19 protein-coding genes and 1 pseudogene are annotated in these 18266 nt (G+C 28.7%); 11 read left to right on the top strand and 9 right to left on the bottom strand.

What is annotated here, in order from left to right:
- Window positions 1-243 precede the first annotated feature (243 nt).
- The 5 genes from AB8B22_RS03310 to secG all read left to right on the top strand — a co-directional run bounded on the left by AB8B22_RS03310 (window position 244) and on the right by secG (window position 3099).
- Window positions 244-396, top strand: coding sequence for a hypothetical protein (locus AB8B22_RS03310; RefSeq protein WP_172826450.1), 153 nt, complete (start codon window positions 244-246; stop codon window positions 394-396).
- A 174-nt stretch (window positions 397-570) separates the two neighbouring features.
- Complete coding sequence (locus tag AB8B22_RS03305; RefSeq protein WP_094079030.1) at window positions 571-1008, top strand: NfeD family protein; 438 nt, start codon at window positions 571-573, stop codon at window positions 1006-1008.
- Window positions 1009-1041: 33 nt separating this feature from the next.
- Complete coding sequence (locus AB8B22_RS03300) at window positions 1042-1956, top strand: SPFH domain-containing protein (RefSeq protein ID WP_094079031.1); 915 nt, start codon at window positions 1042-1044, stop codon at window positions 1954-1956.
- A gap of 130 nt (window positions 1957-2086) precedes the next feature.
- On the top strand, window positions 2087-2854 hold the full coding sequence (gene tpiA, locus AB8B22_RS03295) for a triose-phosphate isomerase (protein WP_211616277.1): 768 nt from the start codon (window positions 2087-2089) through the stop codon (window positions 2852-2854).
- 38 nt (window positions 2855-2892) lie between these two features.
- Window positions 2893-3099: a preprotein translocase subunit SecG gene (gene secG / locus AB8B22_RS03290; protein WP_094079033.1), complete on the top strand. Its 207-nt coding sequence runs from the start codon at window positions 2893-2895 to the stop codon at window positions 3097-3099.
- A 232-nt stretch (window positions 3100-3331) separates the two neighbouring features.
- Here secG and AB8B22_RS03285 read toward each other — a convergent pair whose 3' ends face one another.
- From AB8B22_RS03285 to AB8B22_RS03270, 4 genes and pseudogenes are all read right to left on the bottom strand, one after another.
- The gene (locus AB8B22_RS03285) at window positions 3332-3529 is read right to left on the bottom strand and encodes a cold-shock protein (RefSeq protein ID WP_068156890.1); all 198 of its coding nucleotides are present in this window, start codon (window positions 3527-3529) and stop codon (window positions 3332-3334) included.
- A 148-nt stretch (window positions 3530-3677) separates the two neighbouring features.
- A pseudogene (locus AB8B22_RS03280) lies at window positions 3678-4489 on the bottom strand (patatin-like phospholipase family protein).
- 211 nt (window positions 4490-4700) lie between these two features.
- Complete coding sequence (locus AB8B22_RS03275; protein WP_369711651.1) at window positions 4701-5909, bottom strand: MalY/PatB family protein; 1209 nt, start codon at window positions 5907-5909, stop codon at window positions 4701-4703.
- Between the two features lie 169 nt (window positions 5910-6078).
- Window positions 6079-6465 (bottom strand): DUF333 domain-containing protein, encoded by a 387-nt coding sequence (locus tag AB8B22_RS03270; RefSeq protein ID WP_369711650.1) that lies wholly within the window; start codon window positions 6463-6465, stop codon window positions 6079-6081.
- Window positions 6466-6675: 210 nt separating this feature from the next.
- On the opposite strand from AB8B22_RS03270, the gene AB8B22_RS03265 reads away from it, so the two are divergent.
- From AB8B22_RS03265 to AB8B22_RS03240, 6 genes are all read left to right on the top strand, one after another.
- Complete coding sequence (locus tag AB8B22_RS03265) at window positions 6676-7821, top strand: cysteine desulfurase family protein (RefSeq protein ID WP_369711649.1); 1146 nt, start codon at window positions 6676-6678, stop codon at window positions 7819-7821.
- Between the two features lie 76 nt (window positions 7822-7897).
- Window positions 7898-8542: a Type 1 glutamine amidotransferase-like domain-containing protein gene (locus tag AB8B22_RS03260; RefSeq protein ID WP_369711648.1), complete on the top strand. Its 645-nt coding sequence runs from the start codon at window positions 7898-7900 to the stop codon at window positions 8540-8542.
- Between the two features lie 46 nt (window positions 8543-8588).
- Window positions 8589-9779 carry a tRNA uracil 4-sulfurtransferase ThiI gene (gene thiI / locus AB8B22_RS03255; RefSeq protein WP_369711647.1) on the top strand — a complete coding sequence of 397 codons (1191 nt, stop codon included), beginning with the start codon at window positions 8589-8591 and terminating at the stop codon, window positions 9777-9779.
- Window positions 9780-9801: 22 nt separating this feature from the next.
- Window positions 9802-11331, top strand: a complete 1530-nt coding sequence (locus AB8B22_RS03250) for a YihY/virulence factor BrkB family protein (protein WP_369711646.1) — start codon at window positions 9802-9804, stop codon at window positions 11329-11331.
- Between the two features lie 19 nt (window positions 11332-11350).
- Window positions 11351-12388 carry a multifunctional transcriptional regulator/nicotinamide-nucleotide adenylyltransferase/ribosylnicotinamide kinase NadR gene (gene nadR / locus AB8B22_RS03245; RefSeq protein ID WP_369711645.1) on the top strand — a complete coding sequence of 346 codons (1038 nt, stop codon included), beginning with the start codon at window positions 11351-11353 and terminating at the stop codon, window positions 12386-12388.
- Between the two features lie 107 nt (window positions 12389-12495).
- Complete coding sequence (locus AB8B22_RS03240) at window positions 12496-14154, top strand: Na/Pi cotransporter family protein (RefSeq protein WP_369711643.1); 1659 nt, start codon at window positions 12496-12498, stop codon at window positions 14152-14154.
- Between the two features lie 49 nt (window positions 14155-14203).
- On the opposite strand, the gene AB8B22_RS03235 is transcribed toward AB8B22_RS03240, so the two are convergent.
- From AB8B22_RS03235 to nusB, 5 genes are all read right to left on the bottom strand, one after another.
- Window positions 14204-14794, bottom strand: coding sequence for a hypothetical protein (locus tag AB8B22_RS03235; RefSeq protein WP_369711642.1), 591 nt, complete (start codon window positions 14792-14794; stop codon window positions 14204-14206).
- 112 nt (window positions 14795-14906) lie between these two features.
- Window positions 14907-15905, bottom strand: a complete 999-nt coding sequence (locus AB8B22_RS03230) for an ABC transporter substrate-binding protein (RefSeq protein WP_369711641.1) — start codon at window positions 15903-15905, stop codon at window positions 14907-14909.
- 159 nt (window positions 15906-16064) lie between these two features.
- Entirely contained in the window at window positions 16065-16259 is a 195-nt protein-coding gene (rpmF, locus tag AB8B22_RS03225; protein WP_094079044.1) for a 50S ribosomal protein L32, read from the bottom strand.
- A 212-nt stretch (window positions 16260-16471) separates the two neighbouring features.
- On the bottom strand, window positions 16472-17596 hold the full coding sequence (nadR, locus tag AB8B22_RS03220) for a multifunctional transcriptional regulator/nicotinamide-nucleotide adenylyltransferase/ribosylnicotinamide kinase NadR (RefSeq protein ID WP_369711640.1): 1125 nt from the start codon (window positions 17594-17596) through the stop codon (window positions 16472-16474).
- A gap of 107 nt (window positions 17597-17703) precedes the next feature.
- On the bottom strand, window positions 17704-18105 hold the full coding sequence (gene nusB, locus AB8B22_RS03215) for a transcription antitermination factor NusB (protein ID WP_094079046.1): 402 nt from the start codon (window positions 18103-18105) through the stop codon (window positions 17704-17706).
- Window positions 18106-18266 lie beyond the last annotated feature (161 nt).

Below are 18266 nucleotides of genomic sequence, written 5' to 3'. Positions count from 1 at the left end.
AAAAATTAAAAAATCTACTTAAATTATATATTTTTTATCCACTATAATTTAATTTTTTTAATTTTTATAGATAAAATATCAAATTTAATTTTATTTAATATTTTACAACTATATAACATTCTTTATTCAAATTATATAAAAGTTTTTTGAAAAAGTAAACTTTTTTTACTATTTTTTTTAAAAAATATGGTATAATACTAGTGTAAAATTATAAAATTTCAATTAAATTTGTAGGAGAATAAAATGAAAAATTTAATTTTAATAATTTTAATGCTATTCTCACTAACTTCCTGTGTTACAGGCGGAATAAGTGTAGGAAGTAACGGAAAAATTCACGGAAATATAGGAGTCAGCACAGGTGGACTGATAAATACTGGAGTGGGAATTGACTTTTAAAAAATAAATTTATAAACTGAAAGGAGAAAAAATTATGAAAAAAATAATTTTAATGATTTTGATGTTAGTTGCACTAACTTCTTGTCTAAGTGCGGGAATTGGAATTGGAACAAATGGAATTCACGGTGGTGTCGGAATCGGATTTTAAATTTTTAAGAAAAAAAGGAGAAAAAAATGGGTGAATTATTTTGGGCAATGGCAACTGCGGTATTTGCAATACTAGAAATTATTATACCGGGACTTGTGACAATTTGGTTATCCCTTGCAGCACTTGTTTTAACTGGATTATCTTTTTTTATGAGAAATCCTGTCGTCGAAGTCTTTATTTTCTCAGCTTTGTCAGTAATTTTTGTAATTTTCACAAGACCCGTCTTAAAAAATTACATCGAAAAAAACAAAAGGACAAATTTTAATTCTAAAATGATAGGAAACGAGATAAAAATCGAAGAGGTTTTAAATTTAACAAGTTCAAAAAAAGAGTACGAAGTTAAATTCAAAGGTATCCTTTGGAAGGGGATTAGCGAAGATGTCTTAAAAAAAGATGAGATTGCTAAAATAAAAGGTTTTGTTGGAAACAAAATCATTTTAGAAAAAATGAAGAAAGAAATGTGAAATTTAAAATAATATAAAATTTAGGAGGTCATTATGAACGTCATATTATTACCATTAATTATTATTTTACTTGCTTTTCTTGCAATTTTAGTTCTGAAAGCAATAAGAATCGTACCCGAATCAAAAGTTTACATCATAGAAAAATTAGGAAGATATTATCAGTCACTGGATTCTGGATTAAGTTTTATAAATCCATTCTTTGACAAAGTAGCAAGAGTTGTGTCGTTAAAAGAACAGGTTGTTGATTTCCCTCCACAGCCAGTAATCACAAAGGACAATGCCACAATGCAGATTGATACAGTCGTATATTTTCAAATAACAGACCCGAAACTATACACTTACGGAGTTGAGCGACCAATCTCAGCAATTGAAAATTTAACTGCGACAACCCTTAGAAACATCATTGGTGACATGACAGTTGACCAAACTTTGACTTCAAGAGATGTCATTAATACAAAAATGCGAAAAGAGCTGGATGATGCGACAGATCCTTGGGGAATAAAAGTAAACAGAGTTGAGCTAAAAAGCATTTTGCCACCTGCAGACATAAGAGTTGCGATGGAGAAAGAAATGAAAGCTGAAAGAGAAAAAAGAGCAAATATTTTGGAAGCACAGGCAAAAAGAGAAGCGGCTATTTTAGTTGCGGAAGGAGAAAAACAAGCGGCTATTTTAAGAGCAGAAGCCAAGAAGGAACAGCAAATTAAAGAAGCAGAAGGGGAAGCAGAAGCAATTTTATCAGTTCAAAAAGCAAAAGCAGAAGCTTTAAGAGTTTTAAACGAAGCTGCTCCAAACGACAAAGTGCTATCTTTAAGAGGACTAGAAGCATTTGAAAAAGCGGCAGATGGAAGAGCTACAAAAATTATTATCCCAAGCAATATGCAAAATTTAGCAAATCTCGCGACTGTATTTTCTGAATTGACAAAAAAAGATGAAAGTGAAAAAAAATAAATTCAAAAACTTTATTTTTGACAAGAAATTTGTAAAAAAGCATATTGACATTAAAAAATTTCGTTGATAAAAGTGTTGATATATGATAAAATTAAAATAAGAAAATTTATGAATATTGGAGGAAAGATTAATGAGAAAAGTAATTGTAGCAGGAAACTGGAAAATGAATAAAACTGCAAAAGAAGCAGGAGAATTTTTTGCAGAATTCAAACCATTAGTAAAAGATGTTAAAAATGCAGGAATTATAATTGGTGCACCTTTTACAGCATTAGAAACAGCTGTTAGAGAAACTAAAGGAACAAACATTAAAATCGCAGCTGAAAATATGAATGCTAAAGAAAGCGGAGCTTACACAGGAGAAGTTTCACCTTTGATGCTAAAAGACTTAGGTGTTGAATATGTAATTTTAGGACATTCTGAAAGAAGAGAATATTACGGAGAAACTAACGAAATCATTAACGAAAAAGTAAAATCAGCATTAGCACACGATTTAAAACCAATTTTATGTATTGGTGAAAAATTGGAAGAAAGAGAAGCAAATACAACTGAAGACGTGGTTAAGAGCCAAATTATCGGCGGATTAAAAGATGTAACTGCTGACCAAATGGCAAATGTAATCTTAGCATACGAACCAGTTTGGGCAATCGGAACAGGAAAAACTGCAACTCCTGCACAAGCTCAAGAAGTTCACGCATTCATAAGAAGTCTATTAACAGATTTATTTGGTGCACAAGTTGCTGAAAATGTAACAGTTCAATATGGTGGATCAATGAACGACGGAAATGCCGCTGAATTAATCGCTCAAAAAGATATCGACGGTGGATTAGTTGGTGGAGCAAGTCTAGTTCCTGCAAAATTCACAGTAATAGTAAAAGCTGGAGATGCAGTAACTAAATAGTTATTTTCTCAGTCTTTGCACAATTTAGGAGGACTTTAATGTTAGAAAATTTATTAATCGTAGCTTTAGTAATCTTATCAATTATTATGATAAGCGTAATCTTATTGCAACCTGACAGAAGCCAAGGTTTAGCAAAAAGTGCAGCAAATATCTTAGATGAAGAAAAAGAAGGAATTGAAAAATTTACTGAAGTTATCGCAACATTATTTTTGGTTGTTGCAATATTATTTCAAATAGTGAGATAAACTAAAAGAGAGATTTTCGTCTCTCTTTTTTTATTTTAATATTCAGACAATGTAAATCACTTTATGTAACTAACTGTAGTCATAAATCCCTATATTAATGAACTTGTATTAATATTTACACAAAATTACATATATTTTCAAAATTTATAAACAAATTTATTTTTTCAAAAAAAAACTATCTTAAAAAATTTAAGATAGCTTTTTTTAATAACAACAACATTTAACTTAACTATTATTGAGAAACTACATTTGTTGCTTGAGGTCCTTTTGGTCCTTCTTCTACATCAAAACTTACTTCTTCACCTTCGTTAACTGTTTTGAATCCTTCTTTATTGATTTTTGAGAAATGTAAGAAATAATCTTGTCCATCTTCTCCTGAAATAAATCCGAATCCTTTTTTGTCGTTAAACCATTTTACTTTACCTAACAAAGTATTACCTCCTAAAAATTTACACCTCAAACAACTTGTTACAAATATTAATTTTGTTACATTTTACTTGCTTTTGGTTATCTATGAATAGTATATCATATTTTTAAAAAAAAGAACAGTTTTTTTTCAAATTTATTTAAAACTTTTTTTATTTTTTTAAATATTCTAAAAGTGAATTATATCTTTTTCGAGCTTCATTGTAGCCAATTTTGTAAACTTCTTCAAGTTTTTCCCTATTTTTTTCAATTCTTCCCAATGTAAGTGGAACTTGCGGCTGAATTACAAAAATTTCCCCTCTTTTTCTAAATCATAAATATATTCTAAAGTTTTATTATATCTAGTATATCTTGTTTTCATCAGTTCCACAAATTTGGGATATTTTCTATATTTCACTTTTGAGATTACACCTAATTTGCTTTGAGTTTTTCTGTAACTTCTATCTCTTGTAAGTACAACTATATTCTTTTTATTTCCTTTTTTTATTGAATATTTTAACGGTATGGAATCAGCCACTCCGCCATCCAAATACTTTTTATCTCCCAATTTCACCATTTTTGACAAAAATGGAAGTGAGGCAGAAGCTCTTAAAATATCTATATCTGTAATTGCATCTTTAATTTCAGGATATTCTGGCTGCCCAGTTTCACAATTTGTTATGACCGCTTGAAATTTTATGGGACTATTTTTAAACGTATTGTTATCAAAAGGATTATATTTTTCAGGTATATCATGATAAGAATACTGAGTTTCAAAATAATTTCCAGTTTTAATTAGATTATAAAAACTTCCGTATTCTCTTTTTTGAATGTGATCCGCAATCGCCTCAAAGCCTCTTTTTTCCTGCTTAGACAAATAATTAACTCCAAGCAGTGCTCCTGCCGACACTCCGATGCAATTGTCAACTTCCACATTTTTTTCCAAAAACAAATCTAACACTCCTGCAGTAAAAATTCCTCTCATTCCTCCACCTTCAAGAACTAGTCCGATATTTTCTTTTTTTGCTTTTTCATTTTCCATATAAATTTCCCCTTTTCTAAACTTGTTTTTTTTATTATATCACTTTTTCTATAATAAAAAAATAGAAAAAACTAATTTCTTAACTTTCTCTATTTTCTTGTAAAGTTATTTTTTTTATTTACAATTTATTTTTATATTTTCTCAATTTATATTTTTATTTACAAACTTCTGGAAAAACCTCTTTTAAAGCACTGTAAAGTCTATCTAAAGCTTCTTTTATGACCCAAGTTGGCGCAGCTAAATTTATTCTTTCAAATCCACTTCCATTTTTACCAAAAGTATAACCTTCGCTGAAATAAAGTTTTGCTTTTTCATTCATAAATTTTTTCAACTCTTCATTTGAAAGTTCCAAACTTTTAAAATCTAACCATTGAAGATAAGTTCCTTCAATTAGCGGCGCACTTAAATTTACAAAATTTTTATTGAAAAAATCATGAACTAATTTTTGATTTTTGTCAATTAGCAAAATAAGTTCATCAAGCCATTTTTCACTTTCATTATACGCCAATTCACAAGCTTTGTAACCCAGCGCTGCAAATACATGAGAACTTGATCTATCTTGTTCAATTTCAAATTTTTTTCGCAATTTTTCATTTTTTATAATAATATTTGAAATTCCAACTCCCGCCAAATTAAAACTTTTTGTGGGAGCAGTACAAGTTATAGTAATTTCTGACAATTCGTCTGACAATGTTTGTAAAACTGTGTGTCTGTAATTCGGCATTATTAAATCAGAATGGATTTCATCAGAAATAATTATTAAATTATTTTTTAGTGCGATATTTCCAATTTTTTCCAATTCTTCCCTTTTCCAAACACGTCCTAACGGATTGTGAGGACTACAAAATATTAATAGTTTATTTTTTTCATCACTTGCAAGTTTTTCAAATTTTTCAAAATCAATTTCATAGTAGTTATTTTCATTTTTTAACATCTCACATTCTATAATTTTTCTATTATTATTTTTTATAGAACTGTAAAAAGGATAATAAACTGGCGTAAAAACAATAATTCCATCATCTTCTTTCGTAAACGCCTTCACACAGTCATAAATTGCTGAAACCACGCCGTTTGAACAGACAATCCACTCTTTTTTCACTTTAAAGTTATGTCTTCTATTAAGCCAATCAATCACAGCTGAATAATAACTTTCATAAGGTCCTGTATATCCTAAAATCGTACTGTCCAAATATTTTTTCAATCCATCAATTATTTCTTTTGCAATTTTTAACTCCATATCTGCAACAGATAATGGAACGATATTATCAGCAATATTTGGGTCAATTTTATACATTTGATCCCATTTATAGGATCCTTGTCCTTTTTTATTTATTATTGTTTCAAAATCATATTTTTTATTCATAGTTTTACCATCCAAAATTTATTTTTATCAAAGTATGATAACATATTTTATTTTTGTAGTCAAACATTTATTAAAGCAAAGATAGGGTAAAAATTAATTTATCCAATTTCTTTATTTCTGTTTGCAAAATATATTAACAAAATCTTCTATTTCTACAAATGAGAGTAGTTTAATTATCTTCTGGAGTTCCTTTTTTTATTAACTTATTGTTTTTTCTATAAAAATCCCATTCGTCAATTTCTTTTCCATCTTTAAATTTACAAACTCCATATTCATTCCCGTCGCCATCTAATTTAATAATAGATTTTCCGCCATTTTTCTCGCAATAAATTGAAGCAGGATTAGGTATTCCTATCATTCTTTGCTCAGGAATATCGCTATTTTCTATTTTTTTTACTTTTGGTAACTTTGAATTTTTACTTTTTATTTTTGTCAATGACTTTTTTGCTGCTTTTTTGGAAATTTTTGCAGTTCTTCTTTTCATAATTTTTGCCCCTGCAATATTTAATGAAAACATCATTACTATACATACAGCCAAACTAAATAATTTTTTCATAAAATTTCCTCCTAAATTTTTATCTTTCAAAAATTTTATTTTTTTTGCATTACTTTTTATTTGCAGTTTAGCATAAAAATATTTGTTTTTTATTTATTTATAATTTATTTTTTAGAATTTTTATTTTAGTATAATAAAATAAAGGTGTTTATAATTTTTAAAAAATATAGTATAATATATAAGTACAAACTAAAAAAAGGAAGTTTTAAAATGATATATTTAGATAATGCAGCAAGTACAAAACCAAGAAAAGAAGTTATAGATACAATGGTTTGTGCGATGGAGCAAAGTTATGCGAATGCTGATGCGATTCATGATTTTGGACATAGAATTTTTCTTAAAATTAAAGATGCTAGAAAGACAATTGGAAAATATCTTAAAGTTAGCCCTGAGAGAATTTTTTTTACTTCTGGTGGTGGAGAAGGAAATAATATTATTTTGCAAGGAATTATTAATGCGAACTCAAAATTAAAAAAACATCTGATTACGACAAAAATTGAACATCCATCAGTTTATGAAGTTTTTCGGTACTATGAGGAAAATGGATTTAAAGTTGATTATCTTAATGTCAACAAAGACGGATTTGTAGATTTAGATATGCTTTCTGACTTGATTTGCAAAGATACTATAATAGTGTCAATTGGTGCTGTAAATAGTGAAACTGGAACTATTCAAGATTTAGAAAAAATTTCTAAAATTATAAAAGACAAAAATAAGAATACTTATTTTCACACGGATTTTGTGCAAGGATTTGGACTTCCAAATATAAATTTTAATAAAATAAAAGTTGATGCACTTACTGTGAGCGGGCACAAAATTTATGCTCCGAAAGGAATTGGCGCTATTTATGTTGGAGAAAATGTAAAAATCAATGACATAATTTTCGGCTCAAATAGTGCAAATGGCATTATTAAACGAACTTTGCCAGCTGAGTTAATTTTGGCTTTTTCAAAAGCGGTTGAAATTCTTGCAAAAGAAGATAAAAAAGAAGCGATTCATTCACAAAATTTTAAAATTAATCTTGCAAAAAAATTAACAGAAGAAATTGAAGATATAAAAATAAATTCACTTTTGACAGAAAAATCAACGCCAAAAATTTTAAATGTTTCGTTTAATGGGACAAAAGGTGAAGTTTTAACGCATTTTTTAGGAATGTATGACATTTTTGTGTCAACTGGGTCAGCTTGTTCTTCAAAAAAAGGAAACAGCAGAATTCTTGCTGCGATGGGTCTTAATCAGTCTGAATTGGACGGAGCGATAAGATTTAGCTTTTCAAATGAAAATAAACTTGAAGAAATTGATGAAATTGTAAAAAGAGTTAAAGAAAGTGTTGCTAGAATTAGAAAAATGAAATAATAAAATAATAATAAATAAAATAAAAAATATTATTTTTAAAAAATTAAAAATAAAAAAAAGAAAGAAGAGTGATTGTATGAAAAAAATGTTTTTAACTTCATCATTTGGATATGTAGAAAAATTATTTAAAAATTTTTTAGAAAACGACTTAGGACTTGAAAACAAGCTAAAAGGAAAAACTGTGGCTCTGATTCCAACTGCGGCATTGGTGGAAAATATTGACATTCACATAAAAATAGCGATGGAAATTTATGAAAGTCTTGGAATGAGCATAACTCTTTTGGAACTTACCGAAGTAAGCGAAACAAAAGCAAAAGATTTGATAAATGACTCCAATATTTTGCACATCTCAGGCGGAAATACTTTCTTTTTGATGCAAGAAATTCAAAAGAAAAATTTATCGGATTTTATTGTAAAAAAAGTTGAAAATGGACTAATCTATGTGGGTGAATCAGCGGGAAGCGCCATTATGAGCCCCGATATTGAATATGTCTCAGAGTGTGACGACAAAGCTTTTGCACCAGAATTAAAAAATACTAAAGGACTTAATCTTTTACCATTTTATCCAGTTCCCCACTACCAAAGCGAACCTTACAAGGAAAGTTGTGACAGATTGGTTCAAAAGTATAAAGATAAACTTCATTTAGTTCCGTTTAACAATATTCAAGCCATAACTGTGGAAGACGATGACTACAACTTAGTTACGCTTCAAAAAATTTAAAAAAATAAAAATTAAAAAGAATTGAAGAAAGGAGAAAAAATAAAAAATGGAAAAATATACGGATAAAAATTTGCTTGACACAATCGGTCTTTCTTATGGCGAACTTTCGCTAAAAGGTAAAAACCGCGGGCAATTTGAGCGAAAATTGAGAAATAGAATAAATAGAAACTTAAAGGAATTTGACTATAAATTAGTCGAAGATTTATCTAAATTATATGTTTTGATTGACCCAAAAGATTTGGAAAAAATCACAGAAAAACTTAAAAAAGTTTTTGGAATTGTTGGAATAAACCAGTCAAGCAGAGTTTCACAAAAAGACGAAGAGATTAAAGCAAAAGTTTTAGAATTTGCAAATTATGCATATGAAAAAGGAGCTAGAACTTTTAAAATTTCTGTCAACAGAAGCAACAAGGAATTTCCCATTAATTCTATGGACTATGCCAAAGAAGTTGGGGCTTTTGTGTTAATTAACAGTCCTTTTGAAAAAGTTAAGATGAAAGATCCTGATGTTATGATATACATTGACATAAGAAAAGAAGTTTATATTTATACGACGAGAATCAAGACTTATGGTGGACTTCCGCTTGGATCAACTGGAAAAGGACTAGTTTTACTTTCTGGAGGAATTGATAGTCCAGTTGCTTCATTTATGATGGCAAAAAGAGGAATGAGAATAAACTTTGTGACATTTAACAGCTTTCCTTTTACAAGTAAACAGGCACTTGAAAAGATTAAGGAATTAACCAATATTTTGACTGATTATACTGGAAAATCAAGACTTTATACGATTAATATTTTAAAACTGCAAGAAGAAATTAATGGCAAAACTAGAAAAGAATATGCAACTATCTTGACAAGAAGAGTTATGATGAGACTCAGCGAAAGACTGGCAAATTCAATGCAATATCAGGCATTGATTACAGGAGAAAGTCTGGGGCAAGTCGCTTCTCAAACATTGGGCGGACTTACTTGCACAAATGCCAGTGTGGAAAAACTTCCTGTCTTTAGACCGCTTATTGGAATGGATAAGACTGAAATTATCGATATTGCAAAAGAAATTGGAACTTATGAGAAGTCAATCGAGCCTCACGAAGATTCCTGCGTGATTTTTGCTCCAAAACATCCTGTTACAAATCCCAAATTGGAAGATATCCTTACAGAAGAAGCAAAAATTGAGAATTATGAAGAATTAATGGATGAAATTTTTAGTGAAAAAGAATATTTTAATTTTGGATAAATTAAGAAAAATGGAGAAAATAATGGAAATGAATTTAGAAAATACAAAAAAAAATTTTAATGATTTAAAAAGAATGATATATTTAATTTACAAAAATTACAGAGATGGTGAAACTCAGATACTTGCAATTTCACTCACTTACTATTCACTTTTAGCGGTATTTCCGTTTGTGGCACTAGTTCTTGGAATAACTAGAGGATTTGGATTTGATAAAATTTTTATAAAAAAATTGTTTGAATTTTTGCCAAACAGTTCCATCATAAAATCTATTTTAAGTGTTGCACAAAAGCTACTTGCTTCCACCGAAGGAAATTTACTTGCAGGAATTGGAATTATTGTTTTAATCTATTCTGTTATAAAAGTCTTGATTATGCTAGAAAATTCGTTTAACAAAATTTGGAGAATAAACAAAAAGCGTTCGCTTCCGAGAAGAATTGTCGATTATGTCGCAATCATATTTTTGGGACCAATATTTTTTGTAGCATTATCAGCATTAAATTCTTTTATAATTGACGAGCTTATTCACTATTTTTCCAAGCAATCAATTTTTATTGATTTATTTATAGCAGTTTCGGGACCCCTAACTTACATAATTTTATTTTCTTTTATATTTTATTTGATTCCAAATACAAATGTAAAAGTAAAGCCTGCGTTAGTTGCTGGATTTATCACAACAATTTTGACTTTTTGCTGGAAACTGTTATTTTTACTGCTTCAATCAATTATTACAAGCTATAATATAATTTATGGAAGTTTAGCGTTAATCCCAATTTTTTTGATTTTTATTCAATATATTTGGGTAACGATTTTACTAGGTGCACAAATTGCCTTTTCAATTCAAACTTCAGACAAATTTTTGTATAAAGAGGAAATTGAGATGCCAATTAAGATTAAAAGAGAAGCTGGAATGCTTATTTTGTCGCTAATTATTAAAAATTTTGCACAAAAAAAAGAACCTTTTACTTTTCAAAAATTGTCGGATAGACTTGGAATGGATGTGCTTTTTGTTAAAGATATTTTGTCAGACCTTGAAAAAATGGGATTTATAAATGAAGTCTTTCTAGGAAAAAATTCAGAATCAATTTATCAGATTGCCTATAATCCTGAAGCCATCACCATAAATGAATTTATAAAAGAATTTGACACAAAAAATATCGAATATTATACTGATGTATTTAAAAACTTAAAGGCAGAAGATAAAAGAATACTTGAAAAAATACAGCAAAAATTGACAACTCAAAAAATTGAAAAAAGAGATATTTTTGATATTCAGTTTCCTGAAAATGTCAAAAGTTATAGTAAACAAGGAATGCCCCCTTTCTTAGATGAACGACAAAAAAAATATGAAAATTTGGAAACTATCATAAAAAAAGAAGAGAAAAATTTAGAAGAGAATGATGAAAAAGATTCAAATTTTCACGACGATGATGACAACAATAAATTTGAAAATGATAAAGAATTTGAAGATGATAGAGATGATAGTGATAATAACGATGACGGCGACAATTTATCAAAAATAAAATATGAAAATGGAAAATGGAAATTTTTATAAAAAATCAGGAGTGCAATTTATGAAAAAAACTGGTATAATCTTTGGAAAATTTTATCCGATTCATATGGGACATGTTGACTTTATTCAAAAAGCCAGTGGCTTTGTCGACGAGCTTTATGTCGTTGTTTGCAGTGACGACACTAGGGATAAAAAATTATTTGAAGAATCTAAAATGAGAAAGATGCCAACTATAAAAGACAGATTAAATTTTGTAAAAGGTATATTCAAATATCAAAATAATATAAAATTAATTCATTTAGCTGAAGATGGTATTCCATTTTATCCAAATGGATGGAAACTTTGGAGCGAAAGAGTTTTTGAAGTCTTACTACAAAATGATATAAAAGTCAATGTGATTTTTTCAAACGAACTGCAAGACGTTGAAAATTACAAAAACAATTTTCTCACTCTTCCAAATTTTGAAAAAGTTTTCAATAAAAATCTAACGATTCAAACAATCGACATAAATCGAGATAATTTCCCAATAAGTGCGACTGAAGTGAGAAATTCCCCTTATCACAACTGGGATTTTATGCCAAAACCTGTCCAGGAATTTTTTACAATAAAAGTGGCGATCATAGGAACTCCGCACTCAGGAAAGACTACTTTGGTTCACAAATTATCAAATTGTTATAATACAAATTTTGTAGAAGATTACAAAAAGAAATATTTGAAAAAAAATAATTTAAAAAATTTAGAAGAAAAAGATTTTAACAGCATTGCTGAAAAATATCAAAAAAAAATCTTAAATTCTGTAAAAAGTTCCAACAAATTAGTGTTTATTGATACGGAATTTTGTTCACTTCAGGCTAATCTAATGGAATTTAAAAGTAAAGAAAATGAAATAATCAATAATTTTATAAAAAATGAAGATTTTGAGTTGATTTTTTATCTTGAAAGCGAGAAAAAAACTGATAAAATAAAAGAATTTGATAAAAATTTAAAAGAAATTTTAAAAAAAAATAATAAAAAAATAGTTATATTAAAACTAAACAATAATAATTTTACAGAAATTTATAATTGCTGTCTTAGATATATCAATAAAATGATTGAATAATTTAATATAAATTTTATTAAAATTCTATAGGAAAATTTTTAAAAATATGGTATAAATACTATTGAATAAATATTTATTATTCATATAAAAAATATTTTTAGAAAGGAATGAAATTAATGAATGCTGCGTCGATTAACTACCAACAGATGATATTCGGATTTTTAGGTGGACTTGGATTATTTCTATTTTATATGAAATATATGGGAGATGGACTTCAAATGGCAGCTGGAGATAAACTTCGATATATCTTGGATAAATATACAACTTCACCTTTTTTAGGAGTCTTAGTTGGGATTTTAATAACAGCTCTTATTCAATCCAGTTCAGGAACGACAGTAATTACAATAGGACTTGTCGGAGCGGGATTACTGACACTTCGTCAAGCTATAGGAATTGTAATGGGAGCTAATATTGGTACAACAATTACAACATTTATTATAGGATTTAATATATCACATTATGCACTTCCAATTATATTTGTAGGTTCGCTATGTCTTTTTTTCTTTAAAAATCAGACCATGAATAACGCCGGGAGAATTTTATTTGGATTTGGAGGAATATTTTTTGCACTAAGCTTGATGTCAAATGCGATGGCTCCTCTTAGATATCTTCCCGCTTTTAAAACTTTAACCACAAGTTTGGGAAAAAATCCTATTCTAGGAGTTCTTTTGGGAACTGGGATGACTATGGCTGTACAGGCGTCAAGTGCCACAATAAGTATTATCCAAAATATTTATCAAGAAGGGCTTATGCCACTAAAATCTTTACTTCCAGTCCTTTTTGGAGATAATATTGGAACTACAATAACAGCTATTTTAGCTTCAATAGGGGCTAACACATCAGCAAAAAGACTCGCATTATCTCATACCTTATTCAATATGATTGGTACTGTAATATTTATGATTGTTTTAATCCCTTTTACAATGTATGTGACTAAAATGCAGCAAATTTTCTATTTGAACCCCAAAGTTACAATTGCATTTGCTCATGCTTCCTTTAATATAATTACAACAATACTTTTATTTCCGTTTATTAGAGTTTTGGAATATATAGTTGTTAAAGTAATAAAAGACAAAGATGAAGACAAAGCGGAAGAATTTAAGCCAAAATATTTGGATATGGCTCTATTAAATGCGCCTTCTATTGCAATTGGACAAGTAAAACAAGAAATATTAATTATGATTTCAATGGCTCTTGAGAACTTAAAAGAATCAGTTGAGTTCTTTCATTCACACAATGAAAAATTAGCTAGGAATGTTGAACTTTCTGAAGATAACATAAATAGCATGGATCAGGAAATCACAAAATATTTAACAATGTTATCACAGGGAACTTTCACTGAAAAAGAAGGAGAAGAAATCAGCATTTACCTTGATATGTGCCGTGACGTTGAAAGAATCGGCGACCACGCTTTCGGAATAGTTAAAGATGTTCAATATGAAATAAAAAAAGAACTGGTTTTTTCTGATGTGGCACATAACGAAGTGAGTAAACTTCTTGAAATCACTGTAAAATTAATTGAAACAGCGATTGATGCACTAAAAGAAAATGACAATGAAAAAGCTTTTTCTGTGATTGATTTGCACAATAAATTATATAGAAAAGAAAAAGAAGTAAGAAAAGCTCACATAAAAAGAGTAAGTAAACAGGAATGCGATGTAAAAGCTGGACTTTACTACATAGATGTCATTTCTCACTTCACAAGAGTTGGAGATCATGGGAGAAATTTAGTTGAGAAAATGATTGAAACCAAAGTGAGTAAATAAAAATAAAATAAAAACTGCCTTACTTTCATAAATAAGACAGTTTTTTTATTTATTGTAATACAAAAATCAACTGTTTTCCGCCATTTCCGTATAATCCCAATTTATTATTTTTTACTTTATAGGTGTAAGTTCCATCTGATAAACTATCACTTTTTTGATTAAATGACAAATTTTTCTTTTCTACACTTGTCCCATTTTCACCTTCAACTGTATAAACCACTCTATACTGTGTTCCCTGTCTTTCAAAAGTGACCACTCTGTCATCAAGTGAAAATTGATGTCCTAAAACACCATCCACATGTTTTAACGTCGGACTATTTTTCGCTTGAGGATTTGGAGCTTGTTGTACCCCATTTTGAACTTGATTTTGAGTTTGATCTGTATTTCCATCTTGATCATTTTGCGGCTGCAATGCTGTCTTAGTTGGATTTGTTGTATCCAAAGCTTGAGTTTGTTGTGATTGCTGTTGTCTATTTGTCGCATCAGATGCGTTGTTGCTATTTGCATCACTTGACTGAGATTGTGAAATATTTTCTTCAGGTTTTTCCACATTTGCTGGATCAGATTCTTTATTACAGCTAATCGTTAAAACTGCTAAAATTCCAATCAACAAATATATTTTAAAAAAATTTTTTTTCATAAATTTTTTTCACTCCTTTTTTTTGTTTTATTTTTACTTTTATTATTTTTTCTAATTTTTTTATATTCATTTTTATTTTTTCGACTATTTATTTTTCTATCTGTTTTTTCGTTTATTTTTTTGTTTCTACAAATTTCACATTTTTTGAAATGCTCTCAGGAATTTTTATTCCCAATAATTCCATATTTTGTTTATTTACTTCGATTTTTAAATCTTTTACATTTTCAATCGGAATTTCATTTGGCTTTTTCCCATCTTTCAATATTTGAGCGGCTATTTCTCCAGAACGGTAACCTATATCATAATCAGTTGTCCCTTGTGAAATAAATCCTCCTGCATTTGAATAAATGTTATTTGTCCCAAAAATTGGTTTTTTCTCTCTATTAAAAATATCCAATATTGCTGAAATATATGAAGCAACTGTATTATCTTGAATCGCATACAATAAATCCGCTTGTTTTACCACAAGATTGGCCGCTGACACAAGCTCGGTTCCATTAGTTACAGATTTATCAACTACATTAAATCCATATTTTGGTGCCAATCTTTTCAAATTATTTACTTCAGAAACAGAATTTTGTTCAGATGAATTATAAATTATTCCTATATTTTTAGCTTTTGGAAATAATTCTTTCATCAATTTCAAATTTTCTTCCACTGGAGCTGCTCCACTTGTTCCAGTAATATTTGATATTCCTACTAATCCTGCACTCTTTGGATCTGTCACAGAAGCAAACACAACAGGGATATTTTTATCCACCTGATTTTTTGCCGCCTGAGCTGTTGGCGTAGTTATAGCATAAACTAAATCTTTTTTGTCTGATGAAAATTGCTGCATTATTAAAGTTTGATTACTCATTTCGTTATTTGCAATTTTGTCATCATAATCCGCTTTTATCCCTGCTTTGGCAAGTGCATCCTTAAATCCTTGTTTTGCTGCATTTAATGCTGGGTGATCAACAATCTGCGACACTCCTATTTTGTAAACTTTTTCATTTTTTATAGCTTGGGAATTAGTAGAATTGTTAGAATTATTACTCTTATTTCCACAAGCTAAAATCATTCCTCCAAGCATACCGAATAACAGTACACCTCTCATAATTTTTTTCATCTGATTTTCCTCCTAAAATAAATTTTATTTTTTATCATTTATATTTTACCATATTTTTTATTAAAAATAAAAAAATTTTTTTAATAAAAAAACACTAACTTTCGTCAATGTAAATCAATAATTTTATTTAAAAAAATAGGAGTTTTTAAACTCCTGTAATTATTCAGCTTCTGTTGTAGTTTCATCAGTTTTCAACACTTGTCTACCTCTGTATACTCCTGTTTCTAAATTTAATCTGTGAGGTCTTCTCACTGTTCCGTCAGCTTCTACCACAATATTTGGAGCTGTGATTGCATCATGTGCTCTTCTCATATTTCTTTTAGCTTTGGAAGTTCTTTTCTTAGGTACTGCCATTATTTATCGACTCCTTTCCATATTTTTATCATTTCATTTATAGATAATTTGCTAAAAAATCTTTTTATTTTGACAAATTTGCCACTTTTAAATTTTTTAGTTTTTATCATATTAAAAAAACTTTCTAAATTTTTATAATAACTCATTATATCATATATTGATATATTTTGCAACTTACCAAATACGAAAATTTTTATTTTAACATCAAAAAATTACTCATAGCTATCTGCAATTTCCTGCAAATTTTCTTTTCCATTCAAATATGCCTTTATAATATGCTTACAAGCCAAATATCTGTTTTCATAGCTATTTGATTTCACAGTCACATATGAAATATTATATTCTTTATACAATTTTTTTAATAGTTTTTGAAATTTTTCTCTTCTGTCGTCGTCTCCAATCGAACGAAGCCCATCATTTACCCATTTTACATTATTTTCCAAAAGTATTGTAAGATCAAATCTATAATTTTGCACAAACTCTCTGACAATCGGATTATCTCTTTCTTCATACGTCAGACAAAACGCCAAAGTTGTGATGTAATCCGTATCTATCAGTGCAAATTTATTTGCATTTCTTGCTGCATACAAGACATTTGACTGATGTCCAAAAACTATCTTTTCATAATCCGAATATTGCAAGGCATCTTCATCTCCGCCTAATTTTTCAAAGACATATTCACGCCCATATTCCCAAGCAGAACTTGTGTTAAACACATTGGCAAGTTTGTCTATCATGACACTTTTTCCGCTGCTCTCACCGCCACATATGGTTATAATGGGGATTAAATGTTCTCTTACTTCTCTAGGTAAATAATTCCAATATTTGCTTGGATTTTCTCTGATTTCGTGAGAATTTACATTATATTCATTGTAATTTTCATCAATTGATTTCGTCTGTGAGCCAAAATACTTTAAATAATATTTTTTATCATCCTTGTGATTACTTATGAAAATCACATCATTTTCCCAATCTAAATTTTTTTTATTTTTTTTTCTCTCTTCATTTTCTCTATTTTCTCTTTTTTCAATTTCATCTTTCAATAATTTTGACCACTTTTCCCAGCCGTCTGGATATGGCGGGCAATCGTCTTCGTTAAACAAAAAAGAAACTATATTAGGCTGATTTTTAAATGTCTGTTTGACAAAACGAAGTCTGTCCTTTGGTGTTATTTCTTTCACAAACCTAGAATTTGAAGTAATAAGGTCGTCTCCATCAGTCGAATATGAAACTACTACATATAATTTTTCCACTATTCCACTTGCCCTTTGAATTAAATTCACATGTCCTATGTGAAGCGGAAAAAATTTCCCTACAACAATTCCTATTTTTTTCATTTTTCCTCTTTCTAAAATCTTTTAAGTTTTTTATTTTAATATTTGTTTTTATATACAAAAACTTCTACATACTAAAAAAGCATATAGAAGTTCTTTTATTTTTATTCCTATTTCATATTTTTTACTAATTTTGCAAGAATTCCATTTAGAAAATCCTTTGTGTCATTGTAAGAATATTTTTTTGCAAGTTCCAAAACTTCGTTTATTGCAATTTCAAATCCTACTTTTTTTATAAGGATTTCATAAAAAGAGATTTTTAATAGTACCTTTTCTATTGTTCCCAGTCTTTCATAAGTCCAACCGTCAAGTGTATTTTTTATTTTTTCTACTAAAATTTCTTCATTTTCAATAATTTCAGTTACATAACTTTTTAAAAAATTAATCTGATCTTCTTTTGTAATTTTTTCTTCTTCGACAACTTCCTCAATTCTTTTTTGAATATCGTTATCAATTAATTCATGTTCAAAAAGAAGCTTAAAAATTTCTTCTCTAATTTTTCTTCTTGTCATCAAAATTTCCCTTCCTAAAATCTTCAAAATACTCGAACTACCATAGAAAAAATCCCGTGGTTCTCAGTAAATTTACCAAGCTATCCTCATTGTTCTTGCGGTTCTTATATTATTTCTTAGATAATATTTCCAATTATTCTTGCAATTTTATTTTTTTAAGT

Source organism: Leptotrichia rugosa (assembly GCF_041200005.1).
Taxonomy (GTDB): Bacteria; Fusobacteriota; Fusobacteriia; order Fusobacteriales; family Leptotrichiaceae; genus Leptotrichia; species Leptotrichia rugosa.
The sequence above is the reverse complement of the archived record's forward strand: the minus strand, read 5'-3'. Positions and strand labels throughout refer to the sequence as shown.

Bases quoted from the DNA above. Each gene is read 5' to 3' on its own strand.
- AB8B22_RS03300 (WP_094079031.1), top strand. From the start codon at position 1,042: ATGAACGTCATATTATTACCATTAATTATTATTTTACTTGCTTTTCTT.
- AB8B22_RS03250 (WP_369711646.1), top strand. From the start codon at position 9,802: ATGGAAATGAATTTAGAAAATACAAAAAAAAATTTTAATGATTTAAAA.
- secG (WP_094079033.1), top strand. From the start codon at position 2,893: ATGTTAGAAAATTTATTAATCGTAGCTTTAGTAATCTTATCAATTATT.
- nadR (WP_369711640.1), bottom strand. From the start codon at position 17,596: ATGAAAAAAATAGGAATTGTTGTAGGGAAATTTTTTCCGCTTCACATA.
- tpiA (WP_211616277.1), top strand. From the start codon at position 2,087: ATGAGAAAAGTAATTGTAGCAGGAAACTGGAAAATGAATAAAACTGCA.
- thiI (WP_369711647.1), top strand. From the start codon at position 8,589: ATGGAAAAATATACGGATAAAAATTTGCTTGACACAATCGGTCTTTCT.
- AB8B22_RS03240 (WP_369711643.1), top strand. From the start codon at position 12,496: ATGAAATTAATGAATGCTGCGTCGATTAACTACCAACAGATGATATTC.
- AB8B22_RS03260 (WP_369711648.1), top strand. From the start codon at position 7,898: ATGAAAAAAATGTTTTTAACTTCATCATTTGGATATGTAGAAAAATTA.
- AB8B22_RS03310 (WP_172826450.1), top strand. From the start codon at position 244: ATGAAAAATTTAATTTTAATAATTTTAATGCTATTCTCACTAACTTCC.
- AB8B22_RS03265 (WP_369711649.1), top strand. From the start codon at position 6,676: ATGATATATTTAGATAATGCAGCAAGTACAAAACCAAGAAAAGAAGTT.
- AB8B22_RS03275 (WP_369711651.1), bottom strand. From the start codon at position 5,909: ATGAATAAAAAATATGATTTTGAAACAATAATAAATAAAAAAGGACAA.
- AB8B22_RS03230 (WP_369711641.1), bottom strand. From the start codon at position 15,905: ATGAAAAAAATTATGAGAGGTGTACTGTTATTCGGTATGCTTGGAGGA.
- AB8B22_RS03270 (WP_369711650.1), bottom strand. From the start codon at position 6,465: ATGAAAAAATTATTTAGTTTGGCTGTATGTATAGTAATGATGTTTTCA.
- nadR (WP_369711645.1), top strand. From the start codon at position 11,351: ATGAAAAAAACTGGTATAATCTTTGGAAAATTTTATCCGATTCATATG.
- AB8B22_RS03235 (WP_369711642.1), bottom strand. From the start codon at position 14,794: ATGAAAAAAAATTTTTTTAAAATATATTTGTTGATTGGAATTTTAGCA.
- nusB (WP_094079046.1), bottom strand. From the start codon at position 18,105: ATGACAAGAAGAAAAATTAGAGAAGAAATTTTTAAGCTTCTTTTTGAA.
- AB8B22_RS03305 (WP_094079030.1), top strand. From the start codon at position 571: ATGGGTGAATTATTTTGGGCAATGGCAACTGCGGTATTTGCAATACTA.
- rpmF (WP_094079044.1), bottom strand. From the start codon at position 16,259: ATGGCAGTACCTAAGAAAAGAACTTCCAAAGCTAAAAGAAATATGAGA.